Raw genomic sequence first — 17,513 nt, 5'->3', positions numbered from 1 at the left:
TTGTCCTGATTGTACCTTGTTTTGCGACAATACGTTGTGAGCGATATCACACCCAAAGATAAAGAACAATCACGCAAGAAAAACCTCCTGCGTGATTTGTTCCGCATCTTTATAAATAAGGATGTTCATGCTTTGCTTTCAGCATGCGCCATCTGCGCTCTACTTCTTGCTCTAATTCTAGTAAAAGATCGCGGTTTTCTTCTTTTAGTAAATGCTTCGTTTTTCCCATGTATTTCAACCATTCGCTTAACGGAATGCGGCGATTTTTCTCTTCCGGATCGTACGTAATGGTCGTTTTTCCGCGTTCTACTTCATATAGTGGGAAGAAACAAGACTCTACCGCTGCTTTCAAAATTTGTTCGCCGTATCGTTCTTCTGATTTCCAGTTCAACGGACATGTAATCAGCAGCTTGCCGTATACCGTTCCTTCATGCCGGGCATACCATTGCGCTTTGGCCGCTTTTTTCACTAAATCTTGCGGAAACGCTTCTGTTCCCGTAAATACGTAAGGAATGTTCGTTGCCGCCATAATTTGCGGCGTATCTTTATGATGGAACGCCTTTCCGCGCTGCATTTTTCCGACTCCCGTCGTGCTTGTCATATGCCCCATCGGAGTGGAATAGGACATTTGCGAGCCGGTGTTCATATATCCTTCATTGTCATACTCGATAATGATTAATTTATGGTTGCGCAGGGCGGTTCCGATGGCGGAACCCATTCCGATGTCCATGCCGCCGTCGCCTGTAACCATCACAAATGTCACATCGTCAGAAACATGAAGTTCTCCGCGGCGTTTCATTTCGAAAAATGCTTCTACCATTCCAGACAACGTTGCTGCTCCATTTTGGAATAAATTATGGACCATCGTCTGTTTATGTGAGCTATACGGGTAGGCAGCCGATACAACATAAGCGCATCCTGTTTGGAACAAGACGGCAATATCGCCTTCAATTCCTTTAAAAAACAGCTCTAGCCCCGGGAAAATTCCGCACCCTGGGCAGGCTCCATGACCTGGAGCTAGCCGCTTCGGCTTCGCAGTGAGCGCTCTTAGCGGCGGAATTTTCACTTTTAGCCGCTTCGTCTTTACATCTGGAGTGACTTGAATTAATCCTGTTTTAAACGCATCGCCATGCAATGGCTCCATTACCGGAGTCTGCCGCTTTTCCGGACGTCCCGGCACATGTCCAAAATAATCAAACGGTTTTTTTGCATATCCTTTTTCCATTGCCTCTATGGCCATTTGGAAAAACGCTTCTGCGTCCTCTGCATAAAAGTCCTTACCGCCGACGCCAAACACGCGGCTTAATACAATGGTTTTATTCTCTTTATCCTCTTGTAACGCTGATTTCACTTCATGTGTCATATTCGGCCCATGCGCTCCGTATGAATCCGCACGTTCCCCAATCAGTAATGCTTTCACTTGTTTTAATGCGCTGCGGATTTCCTCCGCCGGGAATGGACGAATCATATTTGGACTGATCACTCCGGCTTTAATTCCTTTTGCCCGCAGTTTGTCGACCACATCTTTTGCTGTTTCCGCCGCTGAGTTCAGTAAAAATAATGCTACTTCCGCATCTTCCATTCTATATAAATCGAGCACCGGATATTCGCGGCCGGATAGCGCCGCGTATTCTCGAGCTACTTGCTTAAACACCTCTTGGGCGCGGTATAATGCTTCGGATTGCTGATAATTATTATTGATTAAATCGTCTCCGTTCATATGGGCGCCGATCGTAATCGGCTTTTTCGGATCAGCGGCGTTCGGAAAATTGGTCGGTCGCTCGCCAATAAAGGATTGTACAACGCTTCGATCTTTAAAATGACGCACTTTGCGTTTTTGATGCGATGTGAAGAAGCCATCATACGCAACAATGACAGGCAAACGCACATCCGCATGTTCGGCGATTTTCAGCGCCATAATATTCATATCGTACACCGCTTGCGGAGTACGGGCGAGCAAAATCACCCATCCGGTATTTAAAGCAAAATAAAGATCGGAATGATCACCATGAATGTCCAGTGGGCCGCTGATCGAACGGGTAACTAAATTGAGCACCATCGGAAAACGCGTTCCGGACTGTACCGGCAGCTGTTCGAGCATATACATCAATCCATTTGCACTTGTAGCATTTAGCACACGTGCCCCCATAATGGACGCGCCGTAGCAAATACCGGCGGAACCGTGCTCTCCATCGGCTGGAATGAGTTGAATACTATGTTCCCCCCGCAATTTCATTTGATCTAACAACTGGGCAATTTCCGTCGACGGAGTAATGGGAAAATAGCCCATAATATGATAGTTAATTTGCGCAGCTGCCAGCGCCGCCATTTCGTTTCCCGAGGCAAATGCCGTCTCTTGTTCTGCCTTTGATGCCATTCCCGTTTTTTCTTCTAACATTGCCATTCGTTCATCCCCCCTGCCGTGAACGGGAATTTATGTTTTACCGAGTTTTGCTCGGCAAAGCCGAGCACTTCCCGCTCCGCAATGAGCGCATCTGTCGGACATGCTTCCACACATTTTAAACAGCCTTTGCAATATTGATAGTCGATCCCTGTTAAAAACATCTGTTTTCTTCCTTTTTTATCTACACCTTCCTCCCAGACAAAGCAAAAATCTGGGCAAACATTATCACAAGCAACGCAATGAATGCATTTTTCTGCTTCCCATCTCGGCAAAAATCCTTGGCGTGATCCGCTTAAATTTTTGAAAACACTATTCCCATTGGCAACAATAACCCCGCCTATTTCTTGCGTTTCATATCCTAAAAACGGTTCAGGGCGGGTGAACGTTTTTCCGCGGGCATCTCCCGGCGCCACATAGGTTTGAAAACGGACTTCACGGTATCCGCGTTCAAACGTACGAATATTCGATTCTACTAAATGCGGATATTTCTTGGAAAACGTTTTTCGGATAACCTCTTTCATCGCCTCCGGATCAAGAAAATCGCAAACGCGGAATAACGCTCCGAGCATTGCAGTATTTACCTTTGTTTTTTCTTCTACAGCAATCCCAAGAGCATCTACAACAGCAAGCGTTCCGTATTTCAAACGCAAATCACGGCGAATATCGGCAAAATCCCTTGTGGAGTTCACCACAACGATTCCATCAGGAATTAAACCGCTTACAACATCCACCGTCTTATAAAGCGCTTCATGAAATACCCCGATAACATGCGGTTGTTCAATCGGACTATGCGCCCGAATTTCTACATCCGGCTCACAGAAGCGAATAAAGCTTTTTACCGGAGTTCCTTTTTTTTCGGAACCATATGTGGAAAAGTTGGAACCATTTAAACCAAGCCCTAGCACTCCCGCCTCGGCAAGCATTTTTCCTGCCAGATTAGCGCCGAGTCCTCCAATCGACTCGAGGCGTATTTCAAAAAAACCTAAGTCATTTGTTTTTGGCAAAATAGGCATACAATCCCTCCCAATATGAATAAAAAGCAACTTACATCCCCAATTTCATTTTACCTAAAAAATCATAAAAAAGTGTGACAAAAATCAAATATTTCAGTTTTTATTAATGATACACATATAAAATATCTGTTAAAAACCTTTTATTCATCATGGTATAAGCAAACACACCAATTATATAACAGATATTTATTTGTAATATAACAGAATAAACAGAAAAACGCTTAAGGAACCGTGTCCTTAAGCGTTGTTTATATAAAAGCAGTTATCTTATACATAGACCGGAAGTAAAATGCTTTATCTCTGCAGCTGTCGTTCAAAATATTGCGATAACGTGACAATCATTGCCCCCATCCGCTCTAGTTCAGGAGCGATCACTCTAGTAATTCCTTCTTCTTGAAGCGCTTCTTGCGTGACTTTTCCGACTGCACAGGCAACGACATGCTCATTCAGCGTTTGGCGGAACAGATCGATATCTTTTTGCTCTTTTATAAAAGAAAATAAAAAGCGGACTTGCATCGCCGCTGTAAAACAAACGGCATCAACTTCGCGACGCACGATTTCCTCATACAGCGTTTCCAATATTTTCGAATCTGGCGCCACATGGCGGTATGGAAGCAATTCGCTGTAGGATGCGCCGTTTTCGGTTAGATATTGCTTAAGCGTCGGAGCGGTATCACCATGCAATTGCACTACGACCTGTTTCCCCGCCAATGTATATTCTGCCAATGAGCGAATCAACCCTTTCGTCGTACCATCATCGCTGACAGCAATAGGAGAAATGCCGATTTTTTTCAGCGCCGCGACCGTTTTATAGCCGCGCGCCGCTACGTGCGCCTTTTGTATGGTGGTCATCCATTCTTCTTTTATGTTTCCTCTCTCTGCCGTCTCCAGCAACTTTTCTACTCCGATACCAGTTGTAAAAATAAACCAGTCTGGACACACGGCCATTACCGCGCGCATTTCCTCTTCTAGCTCTTTCTCTTTCAAAAATACCGTTCCTTGCGCCGGCCGCACAACCGCAATTCCGCCTTGTTTTTCAATCAGCGTCGACATCTCTTCCAGCTTTCGCGACGCACATAACGCAATGCGTTTTCCACGCATCTTTCCCCCTCTCCTTCCCTAGATACTAATACTTCTATTGTAAAATACTGCTTTTCTGCCACGCAATACTAAAAAAAAAAAGCGGTCCTTTAGGAGCACGCTCTTTTCCCTTCTTGTCTAGCGGGTATGCACCGCATATTTTTCTCTTCGATCAAACGACCCGTAAATGCGCGTCGGCTCAATGGAAACCACATGATCTAACGAGATGTTGATCAAGTTCATGTTGCGGTTATAGGCAAATAATTTCCGAGCATCTTTGTAAAGTTTGACAGGTAAAAACGTTGCCTCTCCTTGCCTTGTTTTAATTTTGACCGGCTGCTTTTCTTCAATCCACACTATTAATTGCTTATACAACTCCCGCATGATCAAAAAATCCCCCTTGATATATCATTTGCTTACAATTATAAAAACAAATGGCGGAAGAAGGAATGAAGAAAAATCAACAAATTATTATTCTCGTTTTCGAAAATATTGTCGATAAAAAGAGACGCAGGAGACTGTCCTGCGTCTCTATTTTTCTAACTTAACGATACAACAAGATACGCGCTGCCGAACGATCGTCGCTTTCGCCAATGACACGGATTTTCAACCCATAATTTGGAACGTTTCGCCCTGCATCAACAGCCCCTTTATTTTCGTAGGAACTGCTGTCATCGAATAGCGGCAATGGCGATGTATGATTATCTAGTAATTTCGAATCGCTAAGCTCGAGGCGGAATTTCTCCCCTTTTTGCAGACTGAACGCGGCATCATGGACTTGGTATCGTGTCGAAGCCGGCGTGTTGCCTGACCATTTCAACGTTTTTTGATCCGCATCGACAACGCCGAGGAATCCGTCGCCTGGATGAATGCCCGTCCAGTTGTTGTCGTACAATTCGTCGACATACCACACAACAAGCCCTGGATCGTACGACAACAATTGATCGCCGCGGAGAATATGCGCCAATCCTTCATCGACCCCTTGATGGTTGCGCCATTCCAGCAAATAATAATGTTTCGAATACCATTTTCCATTGCTTTTGGCAAAACCATCTAAAGTAAAGAGCGGCTCTGTCTCGACGTCGTCCTTCAACACTGCCACATCGTCCGCCATCACTTGCACATCGTCGACATACCAGCCTGCTTCGGCAACATAAACATCGGTCACATAGTGGAACCGAAGCTCAATCGTTTTCCCCGCATAAGCGGATAAATCAAACTGCGCATCCACCCAGCCGTTGGAAGAACCGGTAATGCCGTTTCCTGGATTTTGTCCGTTCGGATTGTCCGTAGTTGTAATGGTGCCTGGAATGGTTACCCATTGGTTAGAGCCGTTTTCTTTCACTTCGACAGATGCATAATCCCAATCTTTTTCAATTTGATACCATGTTTTAAACGTTAATTTGGCTTGTTTTGCTTTCGTTAAATCTAACGTTGCCGACATCGATTGGTCCAAATTATTTCCTCTTCCCGAGAAGTAAGCGTACGTTCCGCTCGCCGGAGTCGTGACGACTGTTTCTTTATCCGGCAGGTTGATGCGGACAGCATCGTTGTTCGTTCCTTTCGTGCTCGCCTGGTCCAACAACACTTCGACGCCGTCTTTCGTAATTTCGTTGAAATCAACCATCGTTCCTGTCAGCCAGTTGCTTCCCGGCATCGTGGCTTGCAAAAATTCCTTCGCCCATGCGCTGAAGCCGGTCGGTTCTGTACCAGGAATTTTTCCTGCCCAGCTGCCGCTTGACATAATCGACCAGTAAGCAATCGGCTCTCCTAATCCTGAATATTGTGTGTCGTACTCGTCCGGCAAACCTAGGTCATGACCGTATTCATGGGCAAACACCCCTGCTGCGCCGTCGGCCGGTTCAATCGTGTAGTCGTACGCAGCAAGCTGTCCGCTCCAATACGGGACATCGGCCGATGTATCCGGAATGCGGAACACTCCTCCTAAATTCCAGCGGTGCGACCAAATCGCATCGCCGCCAAGTTGACCGCCGCCCGCTTCTTCTCCGACGCTGGAATGGACGATCATTAAATGATCAATTAGCCCGTCCGGCTCACGGTAATTGCCGTCTCCATCTATATCGTAACGATCTTCTTGGTCAAACTGCCGCAAATCGATGCTCGGATCTTTGGCAGCGGCCGCAAGCGCCTCTTTTACGAGTGCGCGGGCATTGGCATCGCTTCCATCCGGATCTGGCACGTTACCCCCGTAATATTTGGCCGGATATTTTGCCTTATACCAGCCAGCCACTGCGCCTTCAATCGCATAGCTTCCTCCAGACTGCTGTTCGTAATATTTTTTCACTGAAATGAATTTTTCGCCGTTCGGTCCTTCATAATAGCCGTCTTTATCGCCAAAGATCATATCGTAATAATGTTCTTTCGAATAATCTTTGTAATACATGTCCGTTTCGCCCGGCTGAATCGAATTATGTGGAAAATCTGGGTATTCGATTAACAGCACCAGTACCCGGTCGACCCGTTTTCTTCCGTTCCACGCTTCCTCTTGCACAGAAGGAACGGTTGTATTTTCTGATTGTCCCAGTTTTTTTCCTTTTCCATTTAAAACTCTATTTTTCTGATAGTTTTCTTGCAGCATTTTTTCACGTTTTGCTTCTTGTTTATACAATTCTCCCTTTTCTTTTACAGTGTCTGACGCTTTTTCTTTCAAATAAGTTCGAACCGCTTCTTCCGCTTCAGCCAGTGTCGCATTGGCGGAAATTTTTCCGCCTTTTTTAAGCATTTCTATTAACTTTTCTTCATTGGCAATCGCTAAATCGACAGGTCCACCTTGCTTTAATGTATGTGCAGCTGGCTCTTTTGCCTGCACGTTCGGCGCCGTCACATTCGGCACATTCCATAACCCTATCCCCAGCGACAACGCCAGTGCAGCTGAAAAAATAGACTTCTTTTTCAGAATGATCCCTCCTAAAGGAATATTTTAGGATAATTCATATTATTAAAATAATATATAATAGTATGAAAAATAAACAGAGTCTTTCATACTACGAAAATCGGTATGGAAGGCCTATCCACTTTTTGTTGAAAAACGGAGATTTATGTCAAAAAAACACTATGAATTCGCCCTTAACATCCGACACTTTTTCTGTTTACAATGTTGTATATTAGCAGTAATTGTTGAATTTGCCCTTAAAGTACCGTATTTACGCGAAAGAAGGTGCAAGTAATGCTTAATATTGTAAAAGATTTTTTGTTAAATTTGTTTTTTATCCTTCTTCCTATTTTTACTATTCCAATTTGGATCGAACAACGAAAAGTGCCAAAACATATTAAACAACATTTGCTTACCATCTTTTATGCCTTTGTCATTATCCTATGTATTACTATTCCTGTCGGCGCTGATAAAGTGTCTATCTTCGACTTGCGTCAAATCCCGCTTTGGCTAGGAAGTTTATATAGAGGAATAGCAACAAGCGCCTTTCTCTGTCTAGTAACGGTTGGTTATCGTTCTTTATTTGAGGGGGCGGGATTTTTTGTCACCGCTGTTACTTCCCTCCTCGTTATGGGAACCAGTATCGTATTGTCAAAAAAGTTTTTGCAGCTTCCGTCCAAACACCGTATATCGCTGGCAACTGCGCTATCTGCATTTTCCGGGATTATAACGATCGGACTGGCCGAATTATTTCATGGCATTCCGTCACCGTCTGTTCTCCTTTCCTTGACCTATTTGCTCGTTCAGCCAATATGTATGTTCATCGCCTGTTCTTTAAAAGAGATGGTTTACCACAATATCGCCTTGCGAAAACGGATGATCCGCGCGGAAAAAATGGAAGCGGTAAGCCATCTGGCGGCCTCCATTTCCCACGAAATCCGGAATCCGCTCACAGCCGCGCGCGGGTTTATGCAATTGCTGGAGCAACACCATCTTTCGCCGGAAAAACGGAGGCAATATGCGCGAATCGCGATCGAAGAGTTAGATCGCGCCGAAGCGATTATTACCGATTACTTGACATTCGCCAAACCGGCTCCTGAAACAGTGGAAAAGTTGAATGTCAAAACGGAAATCGAACGCGTGATTGATTTTATACGCCCGCTCGCCAATATGAACAGCGTGGAAGTGCGAGCGACATTAGCTCCGTTTTCGATCATAGGAGAGCGCGAGAAATTCCGTCAATGTTTGCTCAACATTATGAAAAACGCAATTGAGGCGATGCCGAACGGCGGTGTGCTGCAAATTTACGTTTCGATTGAAAAGCGGCGCGTGCTAATCCGCATTTCCGATACCGGCGTCGGCATGACAAAAGAACAAATGGAGCGGCTCGGGGAACCGTATTTTACGACGAAAGAGATTAAAGGCACCGGGTTAGGAATGATGGTCGTATACCGCATTATTGAATCAATGAATGGAACAATTCATATTCAAAGTGAGATACATAAAGGAACCGAAGTATCCATCTATCTTCCGCTTTCTTCCTCTCACTTGCCACAAGAGGTCCGGAAAGCAAAAAAAATTTTTGCCGTTTTATAAACTTGGAAGTCGCACATATATCTACCAGAAAAGAAGCGTGCGAATGGAACAGCGGTTGAAATGAATAGCAACAAAAATACGGCTATCCATCGCAAAATGGATAGCCGCTTTCATGACCATTGAAACTGTTCAGCCGATCGAATGATCGTCCGAAACGAATGAATGAGCAAATGGCAATGCCGTTTCGTATGAATGTGTAACTACACCGTTAAGTCGCCTTTTGCTGCTTATAACGTTCTTTCTTCAATCGGCGTAATATGTTGATGGACGGAACGATAAAACGCCGCAAACAAATATAGCACCGCCAGCAATGCCATAATCATCACAACGATCGTTCCCTATTTTACAGCATTCAATTGTTCATCCTTCTCGGCAATTAGCGTTTTCAGCAGTTGAACCATTTGCCGAGCTGCGGCAACCATTTTTTCCTGCGTTGGGCTTGCTGCTTCATATAACGATTTGGTGTCGATCTCTATGCCGTCAATAATCGCGTATTGACAATTCCTTTTATTTATTTCCATGTCGTTTTTCTGCTACAATACACAATAGACTTGCGACATCATAGTCAGCAAATATGAATGAAAAGGGGATTTGGCATGATTCATGTGAAAACGGAAAGAGAAATAAAACTAATGCACGAAGCAGGAAAATTATTAGCGGCTTGTCATCAAGAAATCGCCAAGCTCATTGAGCCTGGGATCACCACCATGGAAATCGACCATTTTGTGGAAACATTTTTGGCAAAGCACGGTGCAACGCCGGAACAAAAAGGATATCGTGGATATCCTTATGCGACATGCGCCTCGATTAACGACGAAATTTGCCACGGCTTTCCGCGCAACGAGCCGTTAAAAGAAGGCGACATTGTCACGATCGATTTTGTCGTCAACCTGCATGGCGCCCTTGCCGATTCGGCATGGACCTATGCCGTCGGCAAAGTGAGCGAAGAGGTGCAAAAATTGCTTCATGTGACAGAGCAATCGCTCTACAAGGGGATTGAGCAAGCGGTCATCGGCAACCGGATCGGTGACATCGGCCATGCCATTCAAACCTATGTGGAAGCAAACGGTTTCTCCGTCGTCCGCGATTTCACCGGACATGGAATCGGGCCGACGATTCACGAAGAACCATATATTCCGCACTTTGGGGAAAAGGGAAAGGGCATGCGCTTAAAAGAAGGAATGGTGATCACCATTGAGCCGATGGTCAACATCGGCGCGTGGCAAAGCAAAATGGACCAAAACGGCTGGACCGCGCGGACAATCGATGGCTCCTATTCCGCACAATATGAACATACGATCGCGATCACCAAAAACGGTCCGCTCATTTTAACGACTCTTTCTTAACTAAACAGCTCCCTGCACTCTGCCATTTTAGGAAAGAAACGTTGGAAGGTAAAGCAAAAAACTAGCCGCTTTTGGCTAGTTTTTTGCCCTTTTAGAGTTTACATAATAATATTACGGTTATATAAATAACTTATGTGTCCGCTTGCACCATTGGCTGGTCTTTTTTACCCTTGCACAACTTTCACATAAAATGTGCGTTGGCGCGGACCGTCGTACTCGCAAAAATAAACTCCCTGCCACGTTCCTAAAAGAAGCCGGCCATCCGTAATAATGACATGCTGCGACGCACCGACTGTACTCGCTTTCATATGCGCAGCCGTATTTCCTTCCAGATGGCGGTCAAGCGGGTGCTCCCATGGATACGTTTCGTCAAAGCGGCGCATCATATCCCGCTTTACGTCAGGATCGGCGTTTTCGTTAATCGTAATTCCCGCTGTCGTATGCGGGCAATACACGATGGCCACCCCTTCCGTTACGCCTGACTCACGAACTGTTTCCGCGACAAACGAAGTAATTTCGATCATCTCATCCCGTTTCGTCGTGCGAATGGTAAAAGAGCGAAGCATAAATACTCACCACCAAACAACATATTTTGTTTCGAAAAAAGATTTTTGCTACTTTTATATTATAGCGTTATAGCGCACAAAAAAGGTGAGGAATAAAATGAAAAGATACGAGAATCTAGATGGGGTTTCGATGAAAAAAACATTTGCCGATTTTCGCCGCTGGCAAAAGGAACGAAAAAGCAAAAAGAAAGATTTATCTTACCAAGTTCCACGTGTCGCTGTGCCGCAGTACGAACAGCTTCATACGAACCGCAGCCGCACGCTGCTATCTTGGGTCGGCCATTCGACCTTTGTCATTCAGATGAACGGTATCACGATTGTCACCGACCCGGTATGGGCCAAACGGATGGGAACGGCAAAGCGGCTTTCCGAACCAGGCATTCCGTTAAGTGAAATGCCGCCGGTCGATGTTGTCCTCATCTCCCATGGCCATTATGATCATTTGCATTTTCCAAGCATTCGCAAGCTAAAAGGAAATTCTCATCTATTCGTGCCGGTCGGACTCGGCCGCCTGTTCCGCAGAAAAGGATACAAACAGGTAACGGAATTGGCGTGGTGGGAAACGCAACAACTTCATGGCGTTACGTTTACGTTTGTTCCGGCGCAGCACTGGACGAGGCGGACGCTGTGGGATATGAATACATCGCACTGGGGCGGATGGGTGATCGAGGCAAATGGGAAGCCGACCATCTATTTTGCCGGCGATAGCGGCTACTTTCGCGGATTCCGTGAGATTGGCGAGCGCTTTTCGATTGATTATGCGCTTCTGCCAATCGGCGCGTATGAACCAGAATGGTTTATGGGACCGCAGCACGTTACTCCCGAAGAAGCCGTGCAAGCTTTCCTTGATTGTCAAGCCGGGTTCTTTATTCCCATGCATTACGGCGCTTTTCGCTTGGCGGACGATACGCCGAAAGAAGCGCTCGACCGCTTATTCGCCGAATGGAAGCGGCGCGGATTGGATGATCGGCGCTTAAAATTTCTGAAGCTTGGGGAAGTGCTCAACTGTGATACATAAGAAACGCTTCCTGTTAAAGCCAATTTCAAGTTGGCAACCTTTCCGGGCAATGTAAAAAAGGAGCCTAGCCATCGGCTCCCTTTCACTGATTATATTGGCGAAATACGTACGGCTCCTTCGGCTCGCTGATCCGTTGCCATGATGTCACTTTCACATAAGGGATGTTCGTATGAAACGGCTGATAATAAACGGTGGAAAGCGTTCCTTTGACATGAATCCATTCATCATTTTTCAGCCGCGCCTGCTGTGGAAACTCGGTCAACAGCCCATATACCCCCGAATCGGCCACACAGTGAATAATGCCAAAGCGAAGCACAAAAACTTGATTGTCTTTCGTCGTTTCATCATGGTATACAAATCCATCGAACTCGATGTCCCGATCGTCAAACTGGCCCGGAAATTGGTAAATCGTCTCCATCACATTTAAATAATTTTGGTCGTCTAGTGTTAAATGCGATGCTTTCCCGTATTTTTTCAATTCCTTTTGCATTAAATCATCATAATCATCTTTTCCGTAATAAATGCTGGTGTCAGGACGCAAAAATTGCCGCTGGACAAACGGGTCACCGCTGTCGGCCGCCAATTTGGGAATATGAAATCCTTTCGCTTTCACCATCTCTGAATCAAGCGTGGCAACAGGAAACAGCAGTGCCGATACAATTGGAAATATAAATACCATATAGTTAAGCACCCGTTTCCAACGCGCTTGTTCTTCATGGTGATGGTGACAGCACTCGTCATCATCGCAGTGAACGTGTTCTTCTTTCCGGCTTGCGAAAATAAACTGAACGATCGTCAACAAGGCAAAAACAAAGATGGCGCTAAAAGATAGATATGAATAGCGCATATTAATATATTTGCTTATTTCCCCTGTAATATATAAATGAAAGAATAAAAATGTAAATCCGAGCAAAATATACATGCGCAACATGCCATTTCACCCCCTTATATCAATAACGAACCGATAAATACGAATATCGTAATATACAAAATGAGCATCAATACAAAACGCGTTTTAAACGACTGCAACAACATCAGCGTGTTTTTTATATCCAACATCGGTCCGTATACGAGAAACGCGGCAAGCGCGCTAAACGGAAACGTATTTTGAAACGAGGAAGCGATAAACGCATCCGCTTCCGAGCACAATGACAAGACAAAGGCCAGCGCCATCATCACCAGCACGGAAGACGCTTTGCCATGACCAATCGCCAGCAGCGCCGACGTTTTTACATACGTTTGCATCGCTGAAGCGAAAAATGCGCCAATGATTAAATATTTTCCGGTCGTGAAAAACTCTTCGATCGTATGCTCTAGCGTCCCGATAATCTTTTCTTTCCATGATTTTGCCGCGATGCTCGGAGCCGGCGTCAAATGGCGCAATTGAGTCTCTTTATATTGGACAGCGATAACGAAACCGACGACAATGGCCACGATACAGGCAAAAATAGAGCGATATAATACCATCGTCCAGTTGCTTCCAAACGCAATATAGGTCGAAAACAAGACAACCGGATTAATGACCGGACCAGTTAACATGAACGGAATCGCGGCATACAGTGGCACACCTTTGGCGACAAGCCGGCGCGTAATCGGCACAATCCCGCATTCGCAGGCAGGAAACAACGCACCGATCAGCGTCGAATAGATGATAGCCAGCACCTTATTTTTCGGCACCCATTTCTCTACCATTTCTTCCGTCACAAACATTTGAATGATGCCGGAAATGAACACGCCAAGCACAACAAATGGCAAAGATTCTATTAATATACTAATAAATATCGTATTCAGCTGGAGAAATGTCTTCATAGTTTTGTAAGCTCTCCTTTTTCATATTACAGTCGTTTATTGTACCATGAAACATTCCCCCTTTCATGAAAGTTTAATAAAAATATTGTTTTTGTATAAAAAAATGGAGCGGCAACTAACCGCTCCGACTCCCATTTCGTTATTCTTCCACTTCTTTCTTCCACAATCCGACCATCAGCGCCGTGACAAGCGAGCCGATCAAAATCGCCAATACATATAGCCAAGCGCTGCCTTTTACGATCGGAATGACGAAAATTCCGCCGTGCGGCGCCGGAAGACCGATGTGAAACAACATCGTCAACGCTCCGGCCACCGCGGAACCGACAATAATAGACGGAATCACCCGCACCGGGTCAGCGGCCGCAAATGGAATCGCGCCTTCGGTAATAAAGGTCGCCCCCATGATGTAGCACGTTTTTCCCGCTTCCCGCTCCGCTTTTGTAAATTTCTTTTTAAAGAATGTCGTCGCCAGCGCGAGCCCTAGCGGCGGCACCATTCCGCCCGCCATAATCGCCGCATGCGGCGCATAGTTGCCGGCATCGATCATCGCGATGCCAAACGTAAACGCTGCCTTATTAATCGGACCGCCCATATCGACCGCCATCATGCCGCCAAGAATCGCGCCGAGCAATACTAAATTCGCCGTTCCCATATGTTCGAGCCAATGTTTTAATCCTTCATTAAGCGCCTTAACCGGATCGATAACGACATACATCATGATCATTCCCGTAATAAAAATGCCAAACAGCGGATAAAGCAAGACTGGTTTGATTCCTTCAAGCGGCTGCGGCAGACGGCTGAACAGCTTTTTCAAGCCAACGACTAAATAGCCCGCAAGAAATCCGGCAATTAATCCGCCCAAAAATCCTGCTCCGCCGTTAGCCGCCATAAAGCCGCCGACCGTTCCCGGCGCGAACCCCGGACGATCGGCAATGCTCATCGCAATAAATCCCGCAAGCACCGGAATCATTAAGGCGAAAGCATTGCCGCCGCCGATATCCATCAGCGCCTTGGCGATTGGGTGGTACGACGGATCTTTCGGATCGAACGCCTTAATGCCAAAAATAAACGAAATTGCAATTAAAATCCCGCCGCCGACGACAAACGGAAGCATATTGGAAACGCCATTCATTAAATGTTTATAAAACCCGGTGCGCGACTTTCCTTGCCCCGCCGTTTCTTTGGCGCTGCTTCCTTGGTAAATCGGCGCATCCTGGCGGAGAGCTTGTTCAATTAGTTCTTTCGGCTTGCGAATCGCCCGCGCCACAGGCACTTGGATAACATGTTTTCCGTTAAACCGCTCCATTTCGACCTGCTTGTCCGCCGCCACGATGACCGCCACCGCTTCTTCAATATCCCGTTTGGTCAATTCGTTTTTCACTCCGCTAGAGCCGTTCGTTTCCACTTTGATGTCTACGTTCATTTCGGCCGCTTGCGCTTTTAACGCATCGGCTGCCATATACGTGTGGGCAATGCCCGTTGGACAAGCAGTAACCGCAACGACTTTCGGTCGCTTTGCTGCCGAAGCAGCGGTCTTTTCCGCTTTCGTCTCTCCTTCTCCTTCTTTTTCGGCAATCAAGCGAAGCACTTCTTCTTCGTCTAAAGCGCTTTCAAGCTGTGCGCGGAACGACGCATCCATCAGCATCGACGATAAGCGGGCAAGCGCCTCTAAATGGGTATTGTTCGCTCCTTCCGGCGCAGCGATCATAAAAAACAAGCAGCTCGGTTTTCCGTCTAATGCATCATAATCAATGCCGGCTTTCGAGCGGCCGAACGCTACAGCCGGGCGTTTTACTACCGCCGTCTTGGCGTGCGGAATGGCAATGCCATCGCCGACGCCTGTCGTGCTTTGCGCTTCGCGCGCCCAAATCGCCTCTTTGAATGCTTGGGCATCCGCTAATACTTCTGCATCCTTTAATTTTGCGACAAGTTCGTCAATCACTTCTTCTTTTGTTTTCGCTTTAAGATGGAGAATAATCGTTTCCTTTGTGAGTAAATCGGTAATTTTCATCAAAATGATCCCCCTTTTTCACATACCATTAGAAACGCATAACATTAACTTCATGTACCAGCTGTTCGACACGGTCTTTCGTGCATAAATCTTCGGAAAATGCCGTTGCACTTCCGGATGCGACGCTATAAGCAAACGCTTCTTCCAAACTTTTTCCGCTTGTATATGCGGCAAGAAATCCTGCCACCATCGAATCGCCCGCGCCAACGGAATTTTTCACTGTTCCTTGCGGCGCTTTGGCAAACAGCGTCACCGCGCGGTTAAAGTAGAACGCGCCATCGCCGGCCATTGATACGATCACGTTTTCTACGCCCATTTCGACAAGCCGGCGGCCGTAAGCGATGATTTCCTTTTTAGCCTGAAAGCTTGTCCCAAATAGCTCGGCTAATTCCTTATGATTTGGCTTGGCGAAAAACGGCTTGTGGGCAAGCAGTGCTTTCAATGCCGGCCCGCTTGTATCCACCACTACTTTTGCATTTCGTCTTTCTGCCTCGTTGCAAACTTTCTCATAAATGTCTGAAGACATAGAAGAGGGCACGCTTCCTGCCAAAACGATGATATCGTTTTCCGTCAGCGAGCGAATTTTTTCAAGAAGCTGCACCTCGTGTTCCGCCTCTACCGTCGGCCCTTGGCCGTTAATTTCCGTTTCTAGCCCCGCTTTTAATTTCACATTAATGCGCGTATTTCCCGGAACTTTCACGAAATCGCACACAATGTTTTCTTTGCCAAGCTCTTTTTCGATAAACTCGCCGGTAAAACCGCCGATAAACCCGAGTGCGGTGCTGTCGACACCGAGCCGTTTCAATACCCGCGACACGTTAATCCCTTTTCCGCCAGGGAATGTCAACGTTTTCACTGCGCGGTTTAATTCTCCCACGCGAAGTTCATCGACGTGCACCACATAATCGACAGATGGATTTAATGTACATGTGTAAATCATTTTGCCACAACCTCTACTGCTGTTTTTGCTTTATATAGTTCTTGCCACTCTTCATCCAACTGATCGGTGATCAATATTGCTTCATGCAAATCGGCAATTTTCGCAAACGTGCTTTCGTTCAGCTTTGAATGATCGGCAAGCACATACGCTTTTTGCGCCAGACGCATCGCTGTATGCTTTACCATCGCCTCTTCCGGATCCGGCGTCGTATATCCGTATTCATAGTGAACCCCGTTGGCGCCGATAAAACATTTATCAAAGCTGTAGCTTTGCAATGACTGCAATGCACCGCGGCCAATGAGCGCTTTTGTCTTCTTTTTCAACAAACCGCCAAGCAAATAAGTCGCAATGTCATTTTCTAAAAGCAGCTCTAGATGCATCATCCCGTTTGTGACGACCACGATATCTTTGCCGCGCAAGTGCGGGATCATCTCGAACGTCGTCGTGCCCGCATCTAAATAAATACAATCCCCGTGCTCAACAAGGCTTGCCGCGTATTCAGCAATTCGTTTCTTTTCTTCGATATGTTTCGCCGATTTTTCCAACACGCTTAACTCTTCCCGTTTTTGGTGAAGCAACGTGGCACCGCCATGAATCCGCCGCAGCTTTTTTTCTTTTTCGAGCTGCGTTAAATCGCGGCGAATGGTGGATTCGGAAGAATTAGTTGCCTCAACCAGCTCTTGCAGCTTGACTACTTCTTTTCGCGCTAACAGATCCAATATAATGCGATGGCGTTCTTCTGTAAGCAACCACCTTACCTCCCATAAATGAATCAAATGGATTGTACTACTATCATAAGCGAAATTTATCGAAAGATCAATCAAAATCAATCAAAAA

Annotated in this window: 15 protein-coding genes; 3 read left to right on the top strand and 12 right to left on the bottom strand. The window is 46.0% G+C overall.

Annotated features, from left to right (window positions below):
* Positions 1–109 precede the first annotated feature (109 nt).
* The 5 genes from HT574_RS09485 to HT574_RS09465 form a co-directional block, all read right to left on the bottom strand.
* Positions 110–2,404, bottom strand: a complete 2,295-nt coding sequence (locus tag HT574_RS09485; protein WP_175244402.1) for a thiamine pyrophosphate-dependent enzyme — start codon at positions 2,402–2,404, stop codon at positions 110–112.
* Complete coding sequence (locus HT574_RS09480; protein WP_175244401.1) at positions 2,392–3,417, bottom strand: 2-oxoacid:acceptor oxidoreductase family protein; 1,026 nt, start codon at positions 3,415–3,417, stop codon at positions 2,392–2,394. The genes HT574_RS09485 and HT574_RS09480 overlap by 13 nt, the downstream gene beginning before the upstream one ends.
* A 294-nt stretch (positions 3,418–3,711) precedes the next feature.
* Entirely contained in the window at positions 3,712–4,518 is an 807-nt protein-coding gene (locus HT574_RS09475; protein ID WP_175244400.1) for a uroporphyrinogen-III synthase, read from the bottom strand.
* A gap of 117 nt (positions 4,519–4,635) precedes the next feature.
* On the bottom strand, positions 4,636–4,881 hold the full coding sequence (locus HT574_RS09470) for a hypothetical protein (RefSeq protein ID WP_175244399.1): 246 nt from the start codon (positions 4,879–4,881) through the stop codon (positions 4,636–4,638).
* Positions 4,882–5,041: 160 nt separating this feature from the next.
* Positions 5,042–7,414, bottom strand: coding sequence for an immune inhibitor A domain-containing protein (locus HT574_RS09465; protein WP_175244573.1), 2,373 nt, complete (start codon positions 7,412–7,414; stop codon positions 5,042–5,044).
* 270 nt (positions 7,415–7,684) lie between these two features.
* Between HT574_RS09465 and HT574_RS09460 the strand changes: the two genes are divergently transcribed.
* Positions 7,685–8,986 (top strand): ATP-binding protein, encoded by a 1,302-nt coding sequence (locus HT574_RS09460; RefSeq protein WP_175244398.1) that lies wholly within the window; start codon positions 7,685–7,687, stop codon positions 8,984–8,986.
* A gap of 338 nt (positions 8,987–9,324) precedes the next feature.
* On the opposite strand, the gene HT574_RS09455 is transcribed toward HT574_RS09460, so the two are convergent.
* A complete protein-coding gene (locus tag HT574_RS09455; RefSeq protein WP_175244397.1) occupies positions 9,325–9,507 on the bottom strand; it encodes a hypothetical protein in 183 nt (60 codons plus the stop codon).
* Positions 9,508–9,582: 75 nt separating this feature from the next.
* On the opposite strand from HT574_RS09455, the gene map reads away from it, so the two are divergent.
* Positions 9,583–10,332, top strand: coding sequence for a type I methionyl aminopeptidase (gene map / locus HT574_RS09450; RefSeq protein ID WP_017434211.1), 750 nt, complete (start codon positions 9,583–9,585; stop codon positions 10,330–10,332).
* 164 nt (positions 10,333–10,496) lie between these two features.
* On the opposite strand, the gene HT574_RS09445 is transcribed toward map, so the two are convergent.
* Positions 10,497–10,898 (bottom strand): secondary thiamine-phosphate synthase enzyme YjbQ, encoded by a 402-nt coding sequence (locus HT574_RS09445; RefSeq protein ID WP_017434212.1) that lies wholly within the window; start codon positions 10,896–10,898, stop codon positions 10,497–10,499.
* A 97-nt stretch (positions 10,899–10,995) separates the two neighbouring features.
* Between HT574_RS09445 and HT574_RS09440 the strand changes: the two genes are divergently transcribed.
* On the top strand, positions 10,996–11,916 hold the full coding sequence (locus tag HT574_RS09440) for an MBL fold metallo-hydrolase (protein ID WP_175244396.1): 921 nt from the start codon (positions 10,996–10,998) through the stop codon (positions 11,914–11,916).
* Between the two features lie 82 nt (positions 11,917–11,998).
* Here HT574_RS09440 and HT574_RS09435 read toward each other — a convergent pair whose 3' ends face one another.
* The 5 genes from HT574_RS09435 to HT574_RS09415 all read right to left on the bottom strand — a co-directional run bounded on the left by HT574_RS09435 (position 11,999) and on the right by HT574_RS09415 (position 17,425).
* Positions 11,999–12,847 (bottom strand): TIGR03943 family putative permease subunit, encoded by an 849-nt coding sequence (locus HT574_RS09435; RefSeq protein WP_061579233.1) that lies wholly within the window; start codon positions 12,845–12,847, stop codon positions 11,999–12,001.
* A gap of 14 nt (positions 12,848–12,861) precedes the next feature.
* Positions 12,862–13,725 (bottom strand): permease, encoded by an 864-nt coding sequence (locus HT574_RS09430; RefSeq protein WP_175244395.1) that lies wholly within the window; start codon positions 13,723–13,725, stop codon positions 12,862–12,864.
* Between the two features lie 139 nt (positions 13,726–13,864).
* Entirely contained in the window at positions 13,865–15,736 is a 1,872-nt protein-coding gene (locus HT574_RS09425) for a PTS fructose transporter subunit IIABC (protein WP_175244572.1), read from the bottom strand.
* Between the two features lie 28 nt (positions 15,737–15,764).
* On the bottom strand, positions 15,765–16,676 hold the full coding sequence (gene pfkB, locus HT574_RS09420) for a 1-phosphofructokinase (protein WP_175244394.1): 912 nt from the start codon (positions 16,674–16,676) through the stop codon (positions 15,765–15,767).
* On the bottom strand, positions 16,673–17,425 hold the full coding sequence (locus HT574_RS09415) for a DeoR/GlpR family DNA-binding transcription regulator (protein ID WP_175244393.1): 753 nt from the start codon (positions 17,423–17,425) through the stop codon (positions 16,673–16,675). The genes pfkB and HT574_RS09415 overlap by 4 nt, the downstream gene beginning before the upstream one ends.
* Positions 17,426–17,513: the final 88 nt, after the last annotated feature.

The sequence above is a fragment of the Parageobacillus sp. VR-IP genome (assembly GCF_013357975.1).
Taxonomy (GTDB): Bacteria; Bacillota; Bacilli; order Bacillales; family Anoxybacillaceae; genus Saccharococcus; species Saccharococcus caldoxylosilyticus.
The sequence above is the reverse complement of the archived record's forward strand: the minus strand, read 5'-3'. Positions and strand labels throughout refer to the sequence as shown.